This window comes from Mesorhizobium sp. M7A.F.Ca.CA.002.05.1.1 (assembly GCF_003998335.1).
Classification (GTDB): Bacteria; Pseudomonadota; Alphaproteobacteria; order Rhizobiales; family Rhizobiaceae; genus Mesorhizobium.
On record NZ_RZQI01000010.1, the window covers coordinates 1 to 21,845 of the forward strand.

Here is a 21,845-nt window from a genome sequence, read left to right on the forward strand (position 1 = left end):
GTCCATGGCAATGTCGGATGCGACGGGGCAGATGCATGAAGCTGGGCTAATCCACAAGGATATCAAACCCGACAATTTTCTCATAAGTGGCTCCGGCGATCGCGCTTGGCTGATTGGCTTTGGCATCGCTTCGCGGCTTCCACGCGAGCGTCAGACTCCGGTGCCCCCCGAGGTGATCGCCGGTACCTTCGCCTATATGGCTCCGGAACAGACCGGACGCATGAACCGGTCGATCGATGCTCGCAGCGATCTCTACGCTCTCGGCGTTACCCTCTATGAAATGATCACCGGCGCCCTGCCATTTGTCGCTGCTGACCCAATGGAGTGGATTCATTGTCATGTGGCCCGTCAACCTATCCCTCCTTCAGAAAGGTTGACCGGAATTCCGGAGCCTGTTTCAGCCATCGTCATGAAGCTCCTGGCAAAGGCTGCGGAGGACCGTTACAGGACGGCCGCTGGCCTGAAGGCGGATTTGCAGCGGTGTCTCGAGGAATGGGAGGCGCGCGGGGCCGTTCGGCCGTTTGATCTTGGCACGCGCGACACGCCAACTAAGCTAATCTTCCGGGAAAAGCTCTACGGGCGCGACGACGAGATCAGATCGTTGATCACTGCGTTCGATCGGGTCGTGGCGAATGGCTCTCCCCAACTCGTTCTTGTGTCCGGCTATTCGGGGATCGGCAAATCGTCGGTCGTCAACGAATTGCACAGGTCGCTTGCGTCTCGGCGCGGACTTTTCGCTGCTGGTAAGTTCGATCAATACAAACGCGGAATTCCATACGCGACGCTGGCGCAGGCATTGCAAGGCTTGGTTGCACAATTGTTGAGCAAACACGAGGCCGAGCTAGCGCTGTGGCGGAATGAGTTCGCCACAGCCCTCGGGCCGAACGGCCAATTAATAGTCAATCTCATTCCAGAATTGGAAACCATTATCGGCGAACAACCCAAGGTGCCTGATCTTTCCGGTCCTGAGGCGCAGAACCGGCTACGCCTTGTGGTCCGACAGTTCATCGGTGTGTTCGCACGCCCAGAACATCCCCTCGTATTGTTCCTCGACGATCTGCAATGGCTGGATTCGGCGACCCTGGACATCGTCGAGAACTTGGTGACCCAGTCCGAAACGGGAAGCCTTCTCCTCGTGGGCGCATACAGGGACAATGAAGTTGCTCCAGATCACCCCTTGTATAGACGCCTGCGCTCCATCCGAACGTCAGGAGCGCCGGTTCAAGATATTCAATTGAGCGGAATCCAGCCGCAGGACATTGTCCACATGATCGCAGATGCGCTCGACGATCATCCACAGAGAGTGGCTCCGCTTGCCGACAGCGTATTTGCGAAGGCTGGCGGCAACCCCTTTTTCACCACCCAGTTCGTAGCGAGCCTCGTTGACGAGAACCTGCTCGTATACGATCCGGATTCATCGGGCTGGAGTTGGGATATCGATCAGGTCAATGCGAGGCGTGTAAGTGACAGCATAGTCGATCTCATGGTCGAGCGCCTGCGTCGCCTTCCGGAAGCCTCACAGCAGGCGTTGAGGCAAATGGCTTGCATGGGCAACGCTGTGAAAGCCCTGACGTTCCAGCGGATTGTCGAAGCATCTGCCGAGAAGGCACACATGCTTCTCCATGACGCTCTCCTGGCCGGTCTGCTCCTCCAGGTCGACGATGGCTACGCGTTTGCGCATGATCGCATCCATGAAGCAGCCTATGCCACCCTTCCCGAACCCGAGAAGGCCGCCACCCATCAACTGATCGGATCGCGGCTGCTTGCGACGCTTGATGAAGCCGAGATCGATGCCGATGTCTTCAACATCGTGAGTCAGTTCAACCGCATCGAAATCGGAAGCATCGCACCTGCGGAGCGCGCGAAGGTCGCAAACCTGTATTTGCGTGCTGGGCGGAAAGCCAAGGCGTCCGCCGCCTATTCGGCGGCGTGCGGCTACCTGGCAAGGGGACGATCGCAGCTCGTCGATGTCGGCTGGACGACACATGCCGAACTTGCATTCGCGCTGGCAATTGAGCATGCCGAATGCACCTTCCTCAGCGGCGATCTCGCGCAGGCCGATCAGATGATCTCTGCCTTGCTGACCCAAGAAACTGCCAACGTGGAGAAGGCGGCGGTCTACCGGCTCAAGGTGGAGCTTTGCGTTGTCAAGTCGGACAACAGCGGTGCGGTCGAAAATGGAGTGGAGGGGCTGGGGCTTCTCGGCTTCGACTTGCCGATACGCCCTTCCTGGGCAGACGTCGAGCGTGAATACGACGAGATTTGGAGGAACCTCCAGGGCCGCCCGATAGAGAGCTTCGCCGATCTGCCACCCATGACAGATCCACAAGCACTCGCGGCGATGCGTCTCTTGGCGGAGATGCAGCCGCCGGCGTATTTCTCCAGCTTCAACATGACGATCCTGGTAATCTGCAGGATGATAAATCTTTCCCTGACCCGGGGGGCTGCGAGTACGTCGGCGCAGGGTCTTGTTCTGTTGGGCTACGTCATCGGCCCCGCCTTCGGCCGCTACGAGGACGGGTATCACATCGCCCGGCTAGCGAGTGACCTTGCCTCAGAGCGAAACGGACCAGTCGACAAAGCGCGCGTGAACCATTTGACGGGACTTGCCGCCGCATGGACGGAGCCGCTGCCCGTGGTCCTCGATTGGCTGCGTGCAGCATTCAGAGGCGGAGTCCAAGCCGGCGATCTCTATTACGCCTGCTTCGAGGCTGCCGTAATCGTCCTGCATGTATTTCTCAGCGGCCAGAAGCTTGAGGATGTCGACCACGAGTGTAAGCGTGCGCTCGATTTTGCCCGGGACACCGGCTTCCAGGCTGGAATGGATTTGGTGATAGCCACCGAGCGCGCGGTAGCTAGCCTGCGGGGCCGGACGCGAGGACTCTCCGAGTATAGCGACGAAACCTTCGACGCCGGCGCCTTCGAAGCCAATCTCGCACGCTCGCAGAACTCCGTCGTCATGTGGTGGTACTGGACCCGCAAAACCATGGTTCATTTCCTTGCCGGGGAGTACGAGGCTGCCTTGGCCGCCGCGGATAAGGTGCAATCGCATTTCTCGATCCGGAACATGCAGATCGAGCAGATGGACTGCTTCTACTACGCCGGGCTTTCGCTCGCTGCACTCATTGATGAAGCCCCCGTTGCCGAGCGTGGCGCAATGCACGCGAAATTGGCTTCGCGGCACGCGCAATTGCGGGCCTGGGCCGAGGAAACGGGATCTCCGACATTTGCCGACAAGCATCTCCTCGTCGCCGCGGAGATCGCGCGGGTAGACGGACAAGATCTGAAAGCCCAGCGCCTCTATGAAGAGAGCATCCGCTTGGCGAAGGAAAACGGCTTCCTGCACAATGAAGCCGTTTCCAATGAGATGGCCAGCCGGTTCTATGCACGACAGAACTTTGAAAGAATCTCCCTGATGTATCTACGGGAAGCCCGCCTCTGCTATCTCCGCTGGGGAGCTCACGCCAAAGTCACGCAGATGGAGGCCGCGTATCCGCAACTGCGAGAAGAGCAGCCAGTGGCGCTTTCGACCGGCACGACGTTCGCGCCGGTCGAACAACTCGAATTAGCCACGGTGATCAAGGTCGTTCAGACTGTTTCGGGAGAGATCGTCCTCGACAAGCTGGTCGATGCGCTGATGCGCATGGCGATCGAACATGCAGGGGCAGGGAGAGCGGTCCTTGTGCTGAGTCAAGTTGCGGGGACTCATATCGAAGCCGAAGCCGAGATGACTGGCCACGGCGTGGTGGTCAGGTTGCGGGAAAACCTGAACTCCACAAGTGCCGCGCTGCCGGATGCAATCGTCCAGCACGTCCTCGGCACGAAAGAAACGGTTATCTTGGAGAATGCACTGTTGACCAGTCCTTTCTCCACCGACCCATATATCCTCGACCGGCATGTGCGCTCGCTTCTGGCGCTGCCTTTGATCAATCAAGGAAAGCTGATCGGCCTGCTTTATCTGGAGAACAATCTTGCCGCCAACGTATTCACGCCCAGTCAGATAGCCATTCTGAAGCTGATTGCGTCCCACGCCGCCGTAGCCTTGGAGAATACACGCCTTTATCGCGACCTCGCTGAACGCGAGGCGAGAATCCGTCGCCTGGTGGATGCCAACATCATCGGCGTCTTCATGTGGAGGTTCGATGGCCTGATATTCGAGGCGAACGACTCGTTCCTTGACATGCTAGGTTTCGATCGCGACGATCTTGCTGCGGGACGAGTTTATTGGACTGATTTGTCTCCACCTGAGGGTTGGGAAAACGACGCCAGAATGGTCGCGGAAGTAAAGGCAACGGGGATAGCGCCACCCTGGGAGAAGGAGTTCTTCCATAAGGATGGAAGGCGGGTTCCCGTGCTTCTTGGCGCCGCCACATTTGGCGATCCCGAATCGGACGGTGGGGTCACCTTCATTCTGGATCTGACTGCGCGAAAGCAGGCGGAGGAGGCTGCTCGTGCAAGCGATCGCCGTTATCGCGACCTTCAATCCGAATTGGCCCACGCTAGTCGGGTCGCTACAGTAGGGCAACTCTCCGCCGCAATCTCCCATGAGCTGCGGCAGCCTCTAGTGGGTGTGGTCACTAGCGCTTCGGCAGGCCTGAATTGGCTATCGGCAGGACCACCCAACATTCCGGCAGTCCGGCGTGCACTCGAGCGGGCGATGAGCGAGGGGCACCGGGCAGCCGAAGTGCTCGATCGCACACGCGCCCTTGTCACCAAGATGCCACCCAGGAACGACCTGGTCGACGTCAATGCAATTGTCTCCGACACTGTCGCGCTGGTTCGAGAGCAACTCGTCCTGAACGAGGTGTCGCTTGAGCTGAGGCTAGACAAGACCCTCTCTCGCGTCTTGGCGGATCGCGTCCAGTTGCAGCAGGTCATCCTGAACTTGATGCTCAATGCCATAGACGCCATGGCAGGTGTCAACAGTCGGCCGCGTGAACTGAAGATAGTCTCCGGACGCGAATCCCCTCATGTTGTCTATGTCGCAGTTCAAGACACTGGACCTGGCGTTCCATCCGGCCTGGAGGAAAAGCTTTTCGACGCCTTCTATTCGACGAAACCGGATGGGATGGGAATGGGACTGGCAATTAGTAAGACAATTATCGAATCCCACGGTGGCTCGCTCGGCACGACGCGTAATGAGCCACAGGGGGCAATCTTCTCGTTTTCCCTGCCAATCGACGCTCCTGAGCCGCCGTCTTAGTGCTCTCGCAGGGAACCCCGATAATGCCCAGTGAAAGACGCCAGTCCTTACTCGAACTTTTGTTCTGTGTATGTCTATAATTCAGCTTCCACCATCTCAGCAACATCGGCATGTATTTGCCTTGGCATATCCATAGGGGACATCTCAGATGTTCCGGAACGTTGCACGACCCGTTCTGGCGATCTTCCCTTTGCTTATGGCGATCGTTCTCGTCTTGGTGAGTGGTGAGCCGTGGCTCCTGATCATGGGCGTCGTGTCGGTCTGTGCCTTTGATGCTTGGCGTATCGGCTTCATTGGGGCGATCTTCGTGACGATGCTTTTTGCCCTAGCCCACTTTCCGCCCGCACATCTGATGACAGAGGGCGACCTCTCTCCTGCAGTGCAAACCGCACTCTTTGGAGGGGCAGCCTTGGTGATTTTCACCGTGATTAGGTGTGCAATGATTTTCCCCTCAAAGGCGGATGATCGCATGCGGTTCGCGGCAGCCATCGTTGACAACATGCCGGCCATGGGGTGGTCTCTGAACGGCAAGGGCGAATACACGTACACAAATAAGGCGGTACAGAACTATGTCACCGGCAACGAACGCCAGGCAGACTTGGACGACTGGAAAAATGCCATTCCGCTTGTGCACCCTGCCGACGTGGAGCAGACGTTTGGCCGGCTGGTGGAATGCCTCGCCAGCGGCGAGGATTTTGTAACCGATTGCCGCATCCAAGGACATGACGGCAGCTATCGTTGGTTTCGTGCAGTTGCTCGCGCTGCCCGGGGTGCCAAAGGAGACATTACCGGCTGGTACGGTACGTCCGTGGATATACACGAGCAGAAGCTCGTCGAGGAGGCCCTCAGAGAGAGTGAGCGAGAGCTTAGACAACTCGTTGACGCCATTCCTGCCCTGATCTGGTGCGCGACGCCCGAAGGTGAGCCGTTCTACGCAAATAAGCAGGTCAAAGCGTTTGCCGGCATCGCGATTGGCGACTTGGAGGTTCCAAACAAGACCCGCCTGCGTGAGGCCCTCGACGTGACCGTGCACCCCGACGATCGAATTCGGGTCGGTGACGCAATGATGCGGTCATTCTCGACGGGCACCTCCTTCGCGGAGATATACCGGTTGCGCCGTCATGACGGCATGTTCCGCTGGGTCGACAGTCGTCTTGCACCTCAATGCGACGACACGGGAAAGATCATACGCTGGTACGGCGTCCTCATCGATATTGACGAGAGCAAGCAGGCCGAGGAAGCCCTGCGCGCGAGTGAGAGGCAACTGCAGCTTCTGGTCGACACGGTGCCTGTCATGGTTTGGTGCGCTTCTGCTTCGGGCGAACCAACTTACATCAACAGACGGCTCAACGACTACGCCGGTATCCGCGCTGAGAAGGTCGACCAAGCGCGGTTCGATCGCAACCAGCAGATAGACCGGTTGATCCATCCAGACGACAGGGAACGATTCCGCCGCGCCCTGGTCGAGTCATTTGCTTTAGGCAGGCCGTTTACGCTGCGCTATCGTCACATGCGACACGATGGGCACTACCGCTGGGCCGACAGCCGGTCGGAGCCGCTTCGCGACGGGGATGGCCGACTGCTACAGTGGTATACGGTCATCACCGATATCGACGATGAAACGAGGATGCAGGAGGAACTGAGGTCGGCACATGAGAGACTTGCGAGCGCCTCGAAGGCTGCCAGCCTTTCCGAGCTGACCGCATCCATCGCGCATGAAGTCAATCAGCCACTGGCCAGCATCGTGGCAAGCTCACAGGCCTGCGAACACTGGCTGAAAGCTGATCCGCCTAACATAACACGCGCGATCGCCAACGTGGGCAGGATCACGAGGGATGCAAATCTGGCCGCAGACATCATTCGCCGAATCCGTGTCCTGTTCTTTAGAACCTCTGAAACTAGGACGCCGGTTAGCATCAACGAACTCGTCTTGGACGTCTGCCGGCTCATGGAGAACGAGCTTGCGGTGAACGCAATTCAGATAAGAACCGGCCCGGATGACGGCTTGCCATCGGTAATAGGGGACCGTATCCAGCTTCAGCAGGTTCTCGTCAACCTGATCCGGAACGGCATCGATGCCATGGAACGCATGCCTCCGGAGGAACGAGTCCTTGAAATCGGCTCGCGACTTATCGCCGGAAACCGGATCTCGGTGGAGGTTCGCGACCAAGGATCCGGAATGGAAGACCCGCACATGATCTTCGAGGCGTTCTACTCGACCAAGGCGAACGGCAAGGGCATTGGACTGGCGATCTGCCGTTCCATCATCGAGGCGCATGACGGGGAGATACGGGCTGAGAATGGCGAAAACGGAGGCGCCGTATTCACCTTTACGTTGCCTATTTCCAACCCGGGGCAAGATAGAAGAGACGTCGCGTGACGCGATCACAGTAAGTACTACAACAGCACGGTGAACCGCGTAAGAAGAAATAGACTAAACTAACTAGAGCTGCTGCGATTGCCGAGGTTCGATGCTCTGAGCCATGATGTCGGCCATGCGTACTAGGTCGGGAACGGTCCGCACATTCAGTTTGCGCATGACGCTGCCTCGATGCAACTTCACAGTAGACTCGCTTATACCGAGCTCGGCGGCAATCTGCTTATTCATCCGTCCCGCAGCGACCAGCCAGGTCACATCCAATTCGCGTTCGGTCAGACACGAGAAACGCCGTCGCAAGTCATTAATGGCTTGCTGCTGGCGTCGCCTCGCGCGATCCCGTTCGAGAGCTGCGGAAACGGCGTCTAGCAGATCCTGATCCCGGAATGGTTTGGTGAGAAAGTCGACCGCTCCTGATTTCATAGCGCGGACGGTCATCTGTATATCCGCATGGGCGGTAAGGAAGACGATCGGAGTCTTAACTCCCGACCGGGCGAGATGCTCTTGGAACTCAAGTCCGCTGAGCCCCGGAAGCCGGACGTCCAGGACGATGCAACTTGGGTTGTCAGGCGACCTGTTCCGCTGAAGAAAATCACTGACCGAACCGAATGCTTGTGAGGAGAGATCGATGGATTTCAGAAGATCTTGAAGAGCTTGGCGAACCATAATGTCGGCATCAATTATAGATACGCTGGAGTCCCTACCGGCAAACTCGCTTCGGGACGTTTGACGACGAGAGGTGCCGTCGCCCGATAAAGCTAGGAATGCACCCGACGTCACGGTGTCAAGAAGCTCTTTTGCCGTATTTTCCATTGGTTCGACCTTAATCTTTAATTTCTCTTCGAGTTCTACTCAGAAAACGCGTGAAAGAGGTGGCACAATGATCAAAGATTGGCAGCATTGCGTTGGGAAACGGTGCGCCTGTCTGGTTTCTGGTCATAAACCTGTGTGTAATGAAGACCGTGATTCAGCACCATTAAACATTTCCATTAGACCTACGTTGACCGATCAGACGTCCGCATCCAGTTCGCCGCACTTCCCATGCGATTGTGCAGTGCCCCTCTCCACCCAAGGGAAGTTCACACTCAGAGCCGAGAACAGTTTGCTGATCAAGTGATCAAGGCGAGAGCAAGGGGAGCGTTGTTCACTCCGAATTTTAACTCTCGCTCCGGTGCAGTGCCGGAGCGAGATTATCTCGATCTGCGCGAAGCACGGAAGTTGCGGCGCAGGGTCATTCTTTCCGTGCCGCTGGGACTTGGTCGGACTCTCCACATGCGTTCGACACTATTTGCAAGAGGCAGTTCGATGGAGAACGTCGATCCGACATTTTGGATTGATCTCACCGCGACTTGATGGCGAAGCAGATCCGCAGTCTGGCGGACGATCATAAGGCCAAGACCCATTCCGTCCCACTCAGCGGAATCACCGCGCTCGAATGCGTCGAAGATGCGTTCGAGGCGTGCTGCGGGGATGCCGGCGCCGTCGTCCTGCACGTCGATGCACGCTCTGTGGCGCCTGGTCCGACACACCAGTCGGACATGGCCACGCGGACCGCTATACTTAATCGCATTGCCGACCAAATTGCGCAGGATCGTGTGGAGCATTTCAGGATCCGTTTCGACGATGCTGTCGGATGAGATTATCCGAAGCTCGACGCCGCAAGCCTCTGCATAGAAGCGCCAGTCGCTTTCGACCCGCTCCAGTACTTGAGCAAGGAGGACATTCTGGCGGCGCGGTTGCAACGTCTCGTCCTTCTGCGACAAGCGAGCGATGTCATCGAGTTCGCTACCGAGGCGCTTCATGGCATCAAGTGCGATGCGGAGACGATCTGCAATAAGGGCCGGCATACCAGCTTCTGCCGCGTAGGCGAGCGACATCATCGCGACATGCAGCGGTTGCTTCAAATCGTGGCCCGCTACCGCCATCATCCTCGCCATTGCGGCACGCGATGCTAATGCGCGCTCCACTGCTTCTGCACTCGCTTGCTCTGTCGTCATCTTCATTCCCGATCTTCGCCGTTATGCTCGACGCCACGCTACGGCGAAGGTCGATCGTGAATAATCCCACGTAGCGGCAGTCGCGGTCGCCTACACGGGCGAGCGACCGTACTTATGTACGGAAGAACGATCCCTTGCGCCGATATCTGAAGTGCCAACCGCCGCTTAGCTTCACACAATCTGGGGGACCCAGTACGGCAAGCCTACCGTTTTGTTGAAGCAAAGGAATCAAATATGACCATGCCTTCGTTCCGATACCAACTCGAAAAGTCCATCCCACGTGTCGGCAACGGCGGCATCACGCGGGGCGCGTCGATACACCAGTTTCCCGCCAGCATCGGTATCGCCGGCGTGTCGATGCGTCTCGATCCTGGCGCCATGCGCGAACTGCATTGGCATGCCAACGCCGCGGAATGGGCGTATGTGATTTCTGGCAACTGCCGCACAACGGTTCTTAATCCAAACGGGGGAGCGGCGACCGATACGTTCGGCCCGGGTGATGTTTGGTATTTCCCGCGCGGATGGGGTCATTCTATCCAGGGCCTCGGACCCGGCGAATGCCATTTCATTCTCATCTTCGACAATGGCGATTTCTCAGAGGATCATACCTTCAGCATCACCGACTGGCTGTCTTGTACGCCAGCGGAGGTCGTACGACAAAATCTGGGCCTTTCCGCTGAGTGCCTGTCAATGCTGCCGCACGGAGAGGCCTATTTCGCAACCGGCCCGGCGCCCGATGACCGGTCCCGGGATGCCGAGCCGCGGCCGGTTCCGGAACTGACAACATTCCATCGCTACCCGCTTTATGCTCAGCAACCGCGACGGGTGCCGGGCGGGGGAACGCAAAGAACCGTGTCGGTAGACGAGTTTCCGATCTCTACCACGATGGCCGGTTCGTTGTTGGAAATCGAGCCTGGGGCGATGCGCGAACTGCATTGGCACCCCAATGCCGACGAGTGGCAATACTACATCGAAGGCGCTGCAGAGATGGCGGTGTTCCTTGCCGAGGGACAGGTTGTCATTGAGCAGTTCGAGGCAGGGGACATCGGTTATGCGCCAATGGGTTCCGGCCACTATATCCGCAACACGGGGCCAGGAGTCCTGCGGGTCCTCGTCGGGTTCAATAACGGTCACTACGAGGCGAACGACCTCTCCGCCTGGCTAGCGGCCAATCCGGTCGACGTGCTGGCGGCGAATCTAAGCTTGCCGAGGGTGGCGGTGGCCGGTCTGAGGGCCAGACCGGGTTTTCTGGCGCCCGGCGCCCCGTGACGGACGCGGCTGAAACCGACCGCGTCACCCATCGCCGTCTCCCCGACTACTCTCCTCCTGGCGCGTAGGCTCGTTCTCGGTCGAGTGGTGGGCGAGAACGGAGCGGGGCTGAACACTGTGTTTCATCCAGAAGGAAAGCACAAATGAACACACCGGTTTGGCTCATCACCGGCGGATCGAGCGGGCTGGGCGCGTCTATTGCGCACGCGGCTCTGCGAGCCGGACATCGCGTGGCTGTCACGGCGCGGGACAGCTCTCGCCTGGACGCGCTGGCCGCGGATTATCCAGGCGCGGTACTGCCCCTATCGATGGATTTGACTAGCACCACCGAAATAGAGGCGGCCGTTGCGGCGGCCGAGGGATGGCATGGCCATATCAACGTACTCGTGAACAATGCGGCGGTCGGCTACCTCGCCCTAATAGAGGAAGGGCAAGACGAGAAAGTTCGTAAGCTATTCGAAACCAATGTGTTTGGCGCGGTCGCGGCCATACGGGCTGCCCTGCCTGGCATGCGCGCACGCGGAAGCGGGACGATCATCAATATCTCCTCGACCAACGGCATCGTCGCCATGCCGTCCCTCGGCTACTATAGCGCGTCGAAATTCGCTCTCGAAGCGCTCACTGAAGCGCTGACGCAAGAAGTCGCGCCGCTTGGCATACGCGTGATGTCGGTCCAGCCGGGGGGCATGCCGACGGGCATAGTCTCGCGCAATCTCCGGAGCCCGAGGATCGAGGGCTACGATGCCCCGGCGCATGCCATCATGGATCTTCTGGAAAACGACAGAGATGGCGCCCTTGCGCCGAGCGACCCCCATCGGATTGCACAGATACTTGTCGGTCTGGTGATGGCTAAAACCATGCCTCGGCAACTTATACTTGGCCCCGACAGTTGGGAGGCCATTACGTCAAAACTGATCGCGCAGCGTATGGAGTTCGACGCGTGGAAGGATATCGCCTACAGCACGGTCGCACTGTGAACGTTCCACGAGTTCGTCCGGGGATCGGTCAAACTGTCCGGAGAAGCTTCCGACCAATTAGCGCGGACGATACAGAGGTGGGAGCTAGCTCCGTCTCGAGCGAGGCCGCTGGTGTGTCGATCGAGAGGCGAAGGCGATCAGCTAGGATGGTCGCTTTGCCGGGCGTCTAGCCTCAATCTTCGTTCTCACGAGTGAGTCCTGACGTCCTGCCGCAACTCGGACGGCCCTGCGGCGTTCGCGTTGTGCTTGCTGGTGTAGGGTCACGCGTGGACGGCACGTACGCCATGTTCGGCTAGTGCGGCTGCGTTGCAGCCGTGTCAAACGGTTCGGTTCGCCGGAATCAAACCGAGATCTGCCAGGAGACTGGCAGATCTCGTCGGATCTATGGGTCTGTCTTTGCGGGTAGCAGGTCAGGCGGCGACGGATCGGCTGCTGATGCGACGCTTTTGTCTTGAACGCAGGGATAGCCCAAGACCAATGAAACCGCCGCCCTGGAACAAAAGGTCGACGGTGAGAACTGCGCCGAGGAGCCACAGGCCAACGGCAGGCCAAGTGGCGACAATGAACATGCCAACAACGACGGTGAAGACGCCGCTGCCGGCGATCCATCCCCACCCACCCTGGCTGCGAAGCTGCAAGCCAATAACAATGCGAAGGGTGCCAGCGGCAATGAGCAGGACGCCGAGCACCAGGGAAATGCCGACGGCGGTTAAGACAGGATCGTAGACCGAGATCGCTCCGGCAGCCGCATAGAGCAGTCCGGCCAGGAGGTAGAGAAAGCGGCGGCCCCAGCTGCCAGTCGTGAAGGCGTGGATGATCTGCATCACGCCACCGGCGATCATCATGGCGGCAATATAGAGAACGGATACGAGCGTCGCGAGCAGGAGGTTTAGGCCCGCAATCGCACCGGTGACCAGAAGTCCAATGCCAAGCGCTACGAACCAACCCCACTTGCCGTGAAGTTCCTTCAGTGGCGCTCCGGGCGAGCGGTTGATGGTGGTGTCGAACATTTCAGGTCTCCTTCTTTGCTGGATCGGATAGGCTTGATGCATCTGGCCAAGGGCCAGAAGATCGCGTGGCGACCACGGAATACCCGAGGAGGTGCGCTTATCGCTGAGCGCCTCAGAACGCTGGATGGACCGCTCGCCGGCTACCTGAGAGCGTCCTCGACGGTCGTCGCGATCCATTGTTCGACGGTGAGGCCGACGTCGCCCGCATGAACTGCCGCCGCGGCCGCCACGGAGGGAGGTAGCGGTACGTCGTAGATGATGTCCTGGATGCTGTTGGCTGCAAGCACTTGACGCGTAACGTTGTCGGCGAATTGTCTCACTCTTTCGAGCTTCTCCTCGTGGCTGCCGTCGGTACTGGCCGACACGGCCGGACAGTAGAGCGCGATAAGGTAGTTGATCGTATCGTCGCTGGACATTCCGTGCTCCCGCAGAAGCTGGATTGCCGTCTGCAACTGGGCGGGCTGGTCAAGCGTGAGCCCTTTAGGAACGAATCCCGTGACCTCGCCCTCTAGCGGGGAAACGTGGAGGTCGGCCGCGGACGGGCACTGCAGTTCTTGGGCATAAAGCCGCGCTGGAACCGCGACGAGCGCGACGTAAGCGGTCACCACAGCAACGACCAGGTTACAGGATTTCATGGCCATCTCTCCTGGAGAGGGAGTAAAGGGAGCGAAACGCATAGAGCACCCGCCATCGCCGACGTGTTTCCCCGGCAAAACGCTTGAAGACGGTGAACAAATGTGCCTGCGCCTGGAAGCCGACGCTCAGTGCGACCTCGACCAGTGAGTATGTGTTTTCGGCGAGCACGACCTTGGCGTGATGGGTCCGCCTGCGCACCACATACTCGTGCGGACGAAGATCGGTTGCCGTCCGAAACTGGGCTGCAGAATACATCCTGCTCAGGCCCGCTTGAGCCGCGAGATTACCAAGGCTGATCGTGTCAGCAATGTGGTCTTCGACATATAAGGCCCGCTTCAGCCGCCATTTCACCAGGGCATTTCCTGGGGTATGCGCGTTTTGGGTAACGCACAGTCCGAGCCAACGGGCGGCGACCGCAAGCCTGATCACGTCATCGTAGATGCCTCTAGACATGGGTTCGGGGTTATCAGTCGCAGGCGTATTGTCGAACATGCACGGCCCCTTGTGTCTCATTCCGCATAGGCCGGGCCGGCTGCGCTCGTCGTGGGGATCGTCGATCCTTTCCCCAGATGCGACAGCAGTAGGACTGCTCAACACGCCGAAATGACGGTCCGGTTACCCCGGTGAATCTGAACGTCACCCGTGCTCGGCTCAATTCGTACAATCGTCTTGCAACATGTACCCTCGCTTAGGATTCCCATGCTTTGGATTTAGACAACCTGCCGATGCGGTCCGCGAAGCCTTCCTGCGGCCAAGCGTCTGGCGCTCGGACGTCCGCGGTCGAGGCGCCAAGCCAACGTCGGAAGAGCGAGCGGAGGTCGCTCCGGTCAGCGGCTTCATGTTCGAAGCCAGCGCCCCGGTTCTTACTCGTCGTGCGCCAAGCTCTTCGCGCGCGGCTTCGCCATATCGATCGGCTCGGCTTGCAGCACGATCGGGCAGGACGCGCCCTGTTACACCTGAACTGCTCGATTCCTGGCTTCGCATGCTGAGCCTGATGGAGCGCCCGGACCAGGTTCCGGCCCTGGCCCCGGCCTACCAGCGCGAAATTCTCTTCCACGTGCTGAAGGGGCCACTCGGCTGGATGCTGCGGGATATGGCGACCCCAGATACCACGCTTTCAGGGGTCGGCATCGCCATTCAGTGGCTCAGGGAAACTTCGCCAAGCCGCGCCAGTTGTACGTTTGTTCGCAAAATCCACTCCTCTTGCGCAACATGACAAGAGTAAGTTTCGCCTCTGCCGTCCCATCGGCTGGGATGCCTTTGCCGATCTCATCTAGAGCGAGAAGCTTCCCTCGCTTTTCCGCCCGTTCCAGCTGTGCAGAGCCATTCCACTGGCTCGCATCCTGGCAATAGAGTTTCTCTCAACGCGCAGTGTGCATGATCGCATCTGGGGGCGTGGGACGTTTCGAGGGGAACACGATCTGGCATTTGAAGTTTGCTCATAACGCAGCGTCTGCTTTGACGAGTTTCGCCTGCGCAAGCCTTGCGCCTGTCATCATCTGGATCAAGGCTCGCGTGAGAAGAATGTCTCCGATAGCGACGAAGATCGCGAAAGCTTCTCGCAAGGGCTTGACTGTGGCGTCGGCGCTGGCGCACCGGCGGAAGTCTGCTGTCCCGGCTTCGTACCGGTCGCTGCTCACGCCAACTGTGGCTAAGCCCGACGTCCCATCCGCTCTTCACGCCGTTCAGCATCGAACGCCTGCCTTCCCTTCGCATTCCATAGGTTGCGCGCATGCTCGCCTTCATCGCTCTGCAGCTTGGCGGCGATCCGAAGCAACGCGCCGTAGATGGTAGCGCGATCGTCGTTGGTCAGATCAACGATGCCCGCCTTGACGACGAGACCGCCAAGTTCGATGAGCTGCCGTGTGCGCTTGCGACGCTCGACCTGCCAGGTGCGCATATCATGCCGAGCCAGAGCCGCCTGCCGGCGATTGTGGGCCGCCCGGTTGCGCTGGAGTGCCGCGAGGGTTGCGCTGAGATGCCGGAGCAGTTCGCCGGGAGCCGCTCTCGAAAAACATCACCCCACGCTTGGCCCATGCCTCACGCTTTGCGGTCTCTTTCGTCTCGGCGATTGCAACCAGTGCGCCGGCCAGTTCGTCGGTGCTGAGCTGGTCGGCGCCGGTGGCGATCACCAGCTCTCCAAGCTGCTGGACCTTTCTGGTTCTGAGCTCTCGCGCCTTGTCTTCCAGCGCCTTCAGTTCCGCATCGTAGTCGCGTGGCTTGCGCATCTGCTGTCTCCATCATCTCCATTGATTGTCGATGCAGCGATGATAGGCGAGCGTATGCCGGATGGCTTCAGGGTTGCCGAGACGGCTCGGGACGCGCCGGTCCATCCCGAGAATTTTTCGAGGGAGGGCGCGCTTATACGTCGTGCCGACGTACGCTTTGCCGTGCAAATGATCTGCTCGCGATGGCGATCTATCATCTTCACGTCAAGATCATTGGCCGCAAGGCAGGCAGCAGCGCGTTGGCTTCTGCGGCCTACCGCTCGGCTTCGAGGCTGCGCGACGGGCGTATCGAACGTACTCACGATTTCTCGGCCAAGCGCGGTGTTGTCCATTCCGAGGTGATGCTGCCTGAGGATGCTCCGGAGGCCTGGCGCGACCGCGAGAGGCTGTGGAACGATGTCGAGGCGTTCGAGGTCCGCAAGGATGCCCAGCTCGCCCGCGAGGTGGAGTTTGCGCTCCCGCGAGAACTCAGCCAGGCGCAAGGCATCGAACTGGCGCGCGACTTTGTTCAGGCTGAGTTTGTGAGCCAGGGCATGGTCGCCGATCTCAATGTGCATTGGGACAGGGCGGAGGATGGCAGCCCCAAACCGCACGCTCATGTCATGCTCACCATGCGGTCCGTGGACGAGAACGGCTTTGGCGCCAAGGTTCGAGACTGGAATGCTACCCAGCTGGTCGAGCGCTGGCGCGAGCGGTGGGCGGAGCTTGCCAATGAACGCTTGGCCGAACTCGACATCGACGCCCGCATCGATCATCGCAGTCTGGAAGCGCAGGGCATTGCCCTGGAGCCGCAAACCCAGATTGGTGCGCCAGCGCAACGCATCGAGGGCAGTGACCTTGCTGCTGGCGATAGTGAAGCAGATCGCGCCGAACTGCACCGCGAGATCGCGCGCAACAATGGTGCGCGCATCATTGCCGATCCAACCGTAGCGCTCGATGCCATCACCCATCAGCAATCGACCTTCACCCGAAAAGACATTGCGAAGTTTGCGCATCGGCACAGCGATGGAGTGGAGCAGTTCAACGCGGTAGTGGCAGCCATCGGCAACGCACCCGATCTGGTCGAACTCGGCAAGGACATGCGCGGCGAAAACCGTTTCACCACCCGGCAGATGATCGAGACCGAACAGCGCCTTCACCGCGCTGCGGAACGTATTGATTTGGACGAGCGACACGCGGTGAGTAACGCACATCGTGAGGCAGCATTGGCGCAGGCTGCGCAACGCGGGCTTGTCCTGTCAGGCGAGCAGATCGATGCACTTGCGCACATCACCGATGGCCACGGTCTTGGTGTCGTTGTCGGCTTTGCCGGAACGGGCAAGAGCGCCATGCTGGGCGTTGCGTGCCAGGCATGGGCAGCGGCGGGCTATGAGGTTCGAGGCGCCGCACTCTCCGGCATTGCCGCCGAGAATCTGGAGGGCGGTTCAGGCATTTCGTCACGCACCATCGCCAGCATGGAACATAGCTGGGGACAGGGCAGGGATCTGCTCAGCGCCCGCGATGTCCTGGTGATCGATGAGGCCGGCATGGTCGGCACGCGCCAGTTGGAGCGCGTGCTCTCCCATGCGGCGGACGTTGGCGCAAAAGTCGTCCTCGTCGGCGATCCGCAGCAATTGCAGGCAATTGAAGCCGGTGCGGCATTCCGCTCGATCCATGAGCGACATGGTGGCGTCGAAATCGGTCAGGTGCGCCGGCAGCGTGAGGACTGGCAGCGTGATGCCACGCGCGATCTTGCAACCGGCAGGATCGGCGCTGCGATCGACGCCTATGACGCGCAGGGCATGGTGCACCAAGCTGCGTCGCGCGATGAGGCACGCAGCGATCTTGTCGAGCGCTGGGATCGGGACAGGCATGCAGAGCCTGAAGCGAGCCGGATCATTCTCACCCACACAAACGACGAAGTGCGCGCGCTCAACCAGGCAGCGCGCGAGCGGATGCGCGCGGATGGAGATCTCGGCGACGAAGTTCAGGTGGATGTGGAGCGCGGTGCAAGGACCTTCGCACGCGGCGACCGGGTCATGTTCTTGCGCAACGAGCGGTCGCTCGGCGTCAAGAACGGCACGCTCGGTGTGATCGAAGAGGTCAGCGTCCAGACGATGACGGTTCAAACCGATGACGCCAGGTCTGTGCGCTTCGATCTGAAAGACTATGCCCACATCGACCACGGCTATGCCGCGACCATCCATAAGGCCCAGGGCATGACGGTCGACCGCACCCATGTGCTGGCAACGCCGGACATGGATTCGCACAGCAGCTACGTGTCCCTGTCGCGACATCGGGATGGGATGGAACTGCATTACGGCAGCGAAGACTTCGCGACCCGCGAACGACTTGTCCGCGCGCTGTCACGCGACCGCACCAAGGATATGGCGTCGGATTACGACCAGATCGACCCGGCGCAACACTATGCCGAGCGACGCGGGATCAGCTTCCGTCAGCGTGTGGTCAAGATCGTGCGCCGGATCGTTCCGGAGAAGCTTCGCGACGGGATTGAAAGGATGCTGGACGGGTTGCGCTCGCCCGGACAAGCAGAGCCCGGCCAGGACCGTGCGTACAGGCCGAAAGGGGGAGAGGTTGGAACGCAAAACGGCGATGCCGGCGCCGAACCAGGAAGGGAAGCGGGCACCAGGGGAGCGCAACGCGGAGCGGATGCGTTGTTGGACGAGGAAGCGGCGTTGCGCAGAGCTCGCACGAAGGCTCTCGTGCGCCACGCGCGAGCGCTCGATGCTATTATCAGCAACGGAAATGTGGACGGGCAGGGTAGTCCCGGGCAGATGCGCGAATTGAGGGATGCACGCAACGCGTTCGATAAGGTTCGGCCGCATGGCTGGCGCGATGCCGAAGCGGCCTATATCAAGAATCCCGAGCTGGTTCGTGAAGCGGGAGCCGGTAGCGTCAACCGTATCGTGCTCGCTCTCCAGCTTGAAAGCGAAATCCGCACCGGACCGGAAGCCGATCCGACCCGCCGGGCCGACCGTTTCGTGGAACGCTGGCAGAAGCTCCACCGGACAAGCCAGGACCAATACCAGGCTGGCGACATGTCCGGTTACAAGTCAACCCGCTCGGCCATGTCCGACATGGCCAAGAGCCTCGAGCGCGATCCGCAACTGGAATCGCTTCTTGCAAACTATAAAAAGGCGCTTGGCGTCGAAGTGGAGTCCGGCCGGCGCCTGGGCGCGGAACTCGCGTTCAGCCACGGTATTGGCATTGGGCGTGGCATGGGCATCTAAACTTATTACGAAATGGCATGTCGAGCGTGTCGTCGACGAAGGTAGTTCCCATCGACAACGACGATGATGACCATGAATGAGATGGAGTCGTCGAACTCTCCCTTGGTAAGGGAGTAGTCTATCGCTGCATACCGGCGGATTTTTCGCTGCGATATCAGGCGCTTGCTCGTTCGCCGTTTTCGGCAGTGGTGTGAGCTGGTGCACGTGTAGTGCCCGGTCCGCATCCGCTGCCGGCCTCATTCGATGTAAGCCGGTCCGTCCTTTTTCACCGGTCCCCACATGCCTCCGGTGAAACTATCGCTGTCGGCGATCTGCAGGACGTTCGGCGGATCGTCGCGGTATTTCTTGCCAAACCAACCTTCGTATTCGAGTTGGATCGGAAATTCGGCTTGAGCCTTCCAAAAGCTCTTCTTCGGAATCCTATGTGTTAGGCCAAAAGAGCATGTCGTCTGCGCGCCGTTCTGAAGAAGGCGGATCACCATCGAGGACTCAAAACAGGCCAGCCAAAGGCCGCGTGCCTCGGCATCGGCGCCAGCGCCAAGGGCAGCCTCGAGCGCCGCCTGGTCTCGTACTATCAACCTGATGTTCTTGGCTGGGATCGACCCCGAATTCAGTACCACCAGATTATAGGCGATCGCCTCGTTACCTCCGTCATGCGTCTGAACCATCGCCGTTACGATCGGTCGGAACTGGCGCCGCCAAAAGAAGATCGATAGCCCGAACGCCAGGATCGCGACGACTAAGGCTACTACGGATACCGCGAGTTCGGCTGTCATCGTCGCCTAATCGCTCCATCGGATTTTGCTGCCGCGAAGGTGCTGTGTGTCGGCTGCGAACTGGATTTGCGCTATGATGAAGGCCTTTTCGACGCCCGGCGCGACCGCGGCGATCAGGGCATCGAGGGGAAGGACGCAATGCTTCGGGCCAGGAATGGATAGATTGAAGCCAGTGGGATAGCGCAGGTCGTAATCCTGATTGACATGGGCGAGCTGGATCGCCAGCGCTTTCATCATCTGGTCGGCAACCACAAGGCCTTGCTTTTCGCACTCAGCGAACACTTGTCCTGTGTCATGTCGCAATGGTCTTTTGCCAAGCTTGCTCTTCGGCGTGCCCTTCGCCACCAGATATGATTTGAGAATGACCTCCACGGCATGCGCGAGGAGGAAATAGGCCGGATAGCTAAGACCGGGTTCGTTACGCTCGGCAAGGATCTGGAACGCTTGATAGTAGGATCTTCCCCGCTTCAGCAGCTCGCCGGCGTAATCCCCCAAAGGCTGGGGCATCTCCCATAGGTTGGCCGATACCTGGTTAAGCGCGACGGTCGCCGCCATATATGGATCCCCTACTCGCTGGCTGAGGCGCGATGCGATCGGCCGCCGCTTACCTTACACCTCATCTTCATCCTGCTGCTGACTGTGAAGGTCATCAATCAGGATGTCATCAATGACTGAAAGAGCCAGACGGGCATCGATCTCGGGAATGCAATCCTTATGAATGATCTGAGTGAAAAGGCGTTGAAGCTTTTGCCGACGGTCGTAAGCGTCCATCTGCCTCCAGTCCAAGTTTACGGCTCCATACGTTTTCATATGACCATAGTCGTGCTGCGGCAGTGGAGCGGTTGTGACCATGATCGTCCCCGCCATAGGGCGGTCATGGAAGGGCGGCCTGTCAGGCGTCCAGCAGATCACAGTGTCTTTTGCAAGCATAGAAGGCTCCCCCATGTCGCGATGGACTCGAGTGTCGCAGGAAAGAATTGGCACCGCAATTCGGAGGCGTACCGCTTCCGGTCTTGATCTACTGGAAAAAGGAGATCACCTTCGACAGGGAGGTTTCAATCATGCCCGACGAAATGAAAGTGCTTCTCCGGAAAAATGTCGACTTTCGGGACGATCCCGGTCCGCCGCTCGACAGGCGTTACGAGACCGTCACCGTGCACACAAGCCGCGAACCCTTCGTTTTCGTTGGCGAAGGCGACACCGCACGTCACGTTTTCGACTACATCCGCCGAGCCCACTCCAAGAGTGGGTCGTCCAAAAAACTGAGAGACTGCCACGCGGCCGTCAAGGCGGACGGAGGCGCAAGGTCTGATGTTGTCTTTGCTTCGGGCTAACTTCACCGCATAGGTTTTTGCACCCGGAGGGTTTCATTAACCGCCTAGAGCAATACCGACGGCAATTCCGATGCCGATCGCCACGCCGGTTACTAGGTTCCTTGCCAAGCGAATCGTCCAGGCCGTCGCGGCGGCTCGCCAATTCGATCTCGGCTGAGTCTCTGCAGGCCGATCAGCTCATCAAAAACGTGTTCCATGGTGATTTCTCTCCTTCGGGCGATTCCGGTGTAGATCGGCGCCTAGCGAAGTCGAGTTGTGTAGACATGCTGTAGATCAGCCTATTTTCGGCCGTTCCTGAAAACTCTGAAACCGTTGGAAATGATTGGCTCCCCGGGCCGGATTCGAACCAGCGACCAACCGGTTAACAGCCGGTTGCTCTACCACTGAGCTACCGGGGAACGGATGCTCTATGTGAGTGGCGCAGCCTATAGCTGCCCTTTTCGGCTTTGCAAAGAAGCTTTTCACATTTTTCCGAGGCTTTTTCGCGCAGGCCTTTCTCGCAATCGTCGACGGTTGCCCTCATATTAGCCGTCTTGGCAGGGATATGGAACCGAAAGCGCGGCGGCGGCTTTGGTTCCAGCATGCTTGCGAAAAATCAAACGGGTCAATTTTTCGAGACGATGACAGCACAAGACAACCAGATGCCGGCGCGGAAAATCTCCGTTTTCGGGCGCGAGTTCAAAATGCCGCGCTCGCGCGGGCTCAGAATCACGATCGGCATCCTGCTGACCATCGGCGGTATCCTCGGTTTCCTGCCGATCCTCGGCTTCTGGATGGTTCCGCTCGGATTGCTGGTGCTGTCCTATGA

The 21,845-nt window shown here is 59.2% G+C and carries 17 protein-coding genes, 1 tRNA gene and 1 pseudogene; 8 read left to right on the top strand and 11 right to left on the bottom strand.

Features of this window, described 5'->3' with window-relative positions:
* The first annotated feature begins 10 nt into the window (after positions 1-10).
* Positions 11-5,203 carry a trifunctional serine/threonine-protein kinase/ATP-binding protein/sensor histidine kinase gene (locus EN939_RS01310; protein WP_272483076.1) on the top strand — a complete coding sequence of 1,731 codons (5,193 nt, stop codon included), beginning with the start codon at positions 11-13 and terminating at the stop codon, positions 5,201-5,203.
* A gap of 148 nt (positions 5,204-5,351) precedes the next feature.
* The gene (locus EN939_RS01315; RefSeq protein WP_127266652.1) at positions 5,352-7,583 is read left to right on the top strand and encodes a PAS domain-containing protein; all 2,232 of its coding nucleotides are present in this window, start codon (positions 5,352-5,354) and stop codon (positions 7,581-7,583) included.
* A gap of 63 nt (positions 7,584-7,646) precedes the next feature.
* Here EN939_RS01315 and EN939_RS01320 read toward each other — a convergent pair whose 3' ends face one another.
* Both EN939_RS01320 and EN939_RS01325 read right to left on the bottom strand, forming a co-directional pair.
* Positions 7,647-8,393, bottom strand: a complete 747-nt coding sequence (locus EN939_RS01320) for a response regulator transcription factor (RefSeq protein ID WP_127266653.1) — start codon at positions 8,391-8,393, stop codon at positions 7,647-7,649.
* Between the two features lie 377 nt (positions 8,394-8,770).
* Positions 8,771-9,583 carry a sensor histidine kinase gene (locus EN939_RS01325; protein ID WP_127266654.1) on the bottom strand — a complete coding sequence of 271 codons (813 nt, stop codon included), beginning with the start codon at positions 9,581-9,583 and terminating at the stop codon, positions 8,771-8,773.
* Positions 9,584-9,811: 228 nt separating this feature from the next.
* Here EN939_RS01325 and EN939_RS01330 point away from each other — a divergent pair, with 228 nt between their 5' ends.
* Entirely contained in the window at positions 9,812-10,846 is a 1,035-nt protein-coding gene (locus EN939_RS01330; protein WP_206517119.1) for a cupin domain-containing protein, read from the top strand.
* Between the two features lie 143 nt (positions 10,847-10,989).
* Complete coding sequence (locus EN939_RS01335) at positions 10,990-11,823, top strand: SDR family NAD(P)-dependent oxidoreductase (protein ID WP_127266655.1); 834 nt, start codon at positions 10,990-10,992, stop codon at positions 11,821-11,823.
* A 410-nt stretch (positions 11,824-12,233) separates the two neighbouring features.
* Here EN939_RS01335 and EN939_RS01340 read toward each other — a convergent pair whose 3' ends face one another.
* The 3 genes from EN939_RS01340 to EN939_RS01350 form a co-directional block, all read right to left on the bottom strand.
* Positions 12,234-12,833: an HdeD family acid-resistance protein gene (locus tag EN939_RS01340; protein WP_127266656.1), complete on the bottom strand. Its 600-nt coding sequence runs from the start codon at positions 12,831-12,833 to the stop codon at positions 12,234-12,236.
* Between the two features lie 140 nt (positions 12,834-12,973).
* Positions 12,974-13,468: a hypothetical protein gene (locus tag EN939_RS01345; RefSeq protein WP_127266657.1), complete on the bottom strand. Its 495-nt coding sequence runs from the start codon at positions 13,466-13,468 to the stop codon at positions 12,974-12,976.
* Complete coding sequence (locus EN939_RS01350; protein ID WP_164748739.1) at positions 13,455-13,961, bottom strand: helix-turn-helix transcriptional regulator; 507 nt, start codon at positions 13,959-13,961, stop codon at positions 13,455-13,457. Before EN939_RS01350 ends, EN939_RS01345 begins: the two co-directional genes overlap by 14 nt.
* A 346-nt stretch (positions 13,962-14,307) precedes the next feature.
* On the opposite strand from EN939_RS01350, the pseudogene EN939_RS39965 reads away from it, so the two are divergent.
* Positions 14,308-14,622: pseudogene (locus tag EN939_RS39965) on the top strand (AraC family transcriptional regulator N-terminal domain-containing protein); the annotation flags it as partial.
* 498 nt (positions 14,623-15,120) lie between these two features.
* On the opposite strand, the gene EN939_RS01360 reads toward EN939_RS39965, so the two are convergent.
* Together EN939_RS01360 and EN939_RS01365 are read right to left on the bottom strand one after the other, a co-directional pair.
* A complete protein-coding gene (locus EN939_RS01360) occupies positions 15,121-15,369 on the bottom strand; it encodes a conjugal transfer protein TraD (RefSeq protein ID WP_127266660.1) in 249 nt (82 codons plus the stop codon).
* Position 15,370: 1 nt separating this feature from the next.
* On the bottom strand, positions 15,371-15,697 hold the full coding sequence (locus EN939_RS01365) for a conjugal transfer protein TraD (RefSeq protein ID WP_127266661.1): 327 nt from the start codon (positions 15,695-15,697) through the stop codon (positions 15,371-15,373).
* Positions 15,698-15,879: 182 nt separating this feature from the next.
* Between EN939_RS01365 and traA the strand changes: the two genes are divergently transcribed.
* Positions 15,880-18,927, top strand: a complete 3,048-nt coding sequence (gene traA / locus EN939_RS01370) for a Ti-type conjugative transfer relaxase TraA (RefSeq protein ID WP_127266667.1) — start codon at positions 15,880-15,882, stop codon at positions 18,925-18,927.
* Positions 18,928-19,163: 236 nt separating this feature from the next.
* Here traA and EN939_RS01375 read toward each other — a convergent pair whose 3' ends face one another.
* The 3 genes from EN939_RS01375 to EN939_RS01385 are packed head-to-tail and all read right to left on the bottom strand — an operon-like array spanning position 19,164 to position 20,633.
* Entirely contained in the window at positions 19,164-19,703 is a 540-nt protein-coding gene (locus tag EN939_RS01375; protein ID WP_127266662.1) for a hypothetical protein, read from the bottom strand.
* 6 nt (positions 19,704-19,709) lie between these two features.
* A complete protein-coding gene (locus tag EN939_RS01380; protein WP_127266663.1) occupies positions 19,710-20,258 on the bottom strand; it encodes a hypothetical protein in 549 nt (182 codons plus the stop codon).
* A 54-nt stretch (positions 20,259-20,312) separates the two neighbouring features.
* Entirely contained in the window at positions 20,313-20,633 is a 321-nt protein-coding gene (locus EN939_RS01385) for a hypothetical protein (RefSeq protein WP_127266664.1), read from the bottom strand.
* A gap of 131 nt (positions 20,634-20,764) precedes the next feature.
* Here EN939_RS01385 and EN939_RS01390 point away from each other — a divergent pair, with 131 nt between their 5' ends.
* A complete protein-coding gene (locus tag EN939_RS01390) occupies positions 20,765-21,037 on the top strand; it encodes a hypothetical protein (protein WP_127276783.1) in 273 nt (90 codons plus the stop codon).
* Between the two features lie 323 nt (positions 21,038-21,360).
* Here EN939_RS01390 and EN939_RS01395 read toward each other — a convergent pair.
* A tRNA-Asn gene (locus tag EN939_RS01395) sits at positions 21,361-21,435 on the bottom strand.
* A 222-nt stretch (positions 21,436-21,657) separates the two neighbouring features.
* On the opposite strand from EN939_RS01395, the gene EN939_RS39970 reads away from it, so the two are divergent.
* Positions 21,658-21,845: hypothetical protein (locus tag EN939_RS39970; protein ID WP_127266668.1), on the top strand; the 188-nt coding region annotated here is incomplete at its 3' end.

Bases quoted from the DNA above. Each gene is read 5' to 3' on its own strand.
- EN939_RS01310 (WP_272483076.1), top strand. From the start codon at position 11: ATGTCGGATGCGACGGGGCAGATGCATGAAGCTGGGCTAATCCACAAG.
- traA (WP_127266667.1), top strand. From the start codon at position 15,880: ATGGCGATCTATCATCTTCACGTCAAGATCATTGGCCGCAAGGCAGGC.
- EN939_RS01375 (WP_127266662.1), bottom strand. From the start codon at position 19,703: ATGACAGCCGAACTCGCGGTATCCGTAGTAGCCTTAGTCGTCGCGATC.
- EN939_RS01335 (WP_127266655.1), top strand. From the start codon at position 10,990: ATGAACACACCGGTTTGGCTCATCACCGGCGGATCGAGCGGGCTGGGC.
- EN939_RS01320 (WP_127266653.1), bottom strand. From the start codon at position 8,393: ATGGAAAATACGGCAAAAGAGCTTCTTGACACCGTGACGTCGGGTGCA.
- EN939_RS01315 (WP_127266652.1), top strand. From the start codon at position 5,352: ATGTTCCGGAACGTTGCACGACCCGTTCTGGCGATCTTCCCTTTGCTT.
- EN939_RS01380 (WP_127266663.1), bottom strand. From the start codon at position 20,258: ATGGCGGCGACCGTCGCGCTTAACCAGGTATCGGCCAACCTATGGGAG.
- EN939_RS01390 (WP_127276783.1), top strand. From the start codon at position 20,765: ATGCCCGACGAAATGAAAGTGCTTCTCCGGAAAAATGTCGACTTTCGG.
- EN939_RS01360 (WP_127266660.1), bottom strand. From the start codon at position 15,369: ATGCGCACCTGGCAGGTCGAGCGTCGCAAGCGCACACGGCAGCTCATC.
- EN939_RS01325 (WP_127266654.1), bottom strand. From the start codon at position 9,583: ATGAAGATGACGACAGAGCAAGCGAGTGCAGAAGCAGTGGAGCGCGCA.
- EN939_RS01330 (WP_206517119.1), top strand. From the start codon at position 9,812: ATGACCATGCCTTCGTTCCGATACCAACTCGAAAAGTCCATCCCACGT.
- EN939_RS01340 (WP_127266656.1), bottom strand. From the start codon at position 12,833: ATGTTCGACACCACCATCAACCGCTCGCCCGGAGCGCCACTGAAGGAA.
- EN939_RS01345 (WP_127266657.1), bottom strand. From the start codon at position 13,468: ATGAAATCCTGTAACCTGGTCGTTGCTGTGGTGACCGCTTACGTCGCG.
- EN939_RS01385 (WP_127266664.1), bottom strand. From the start codon at position 20,633: ATGCTTGCAAAAGACACTGTGATCTGCTGGACGCCTGACAGGCCGCCC.
- EN939_RS01365 (WP_127266661.1), bottom strand. From the start codon at position 15,697: ATGCGCAAGCCACGCGACTACGATGCGGAACTGAAGGCGCTGGAAGAC.
- EN939_RS01350 (WP_164748739.1), bottom strand. From the start codon at position 13,961: ATGTTCGACAATACGCCTGCGACTGATAACCCCGAACCCATGTCTAGA.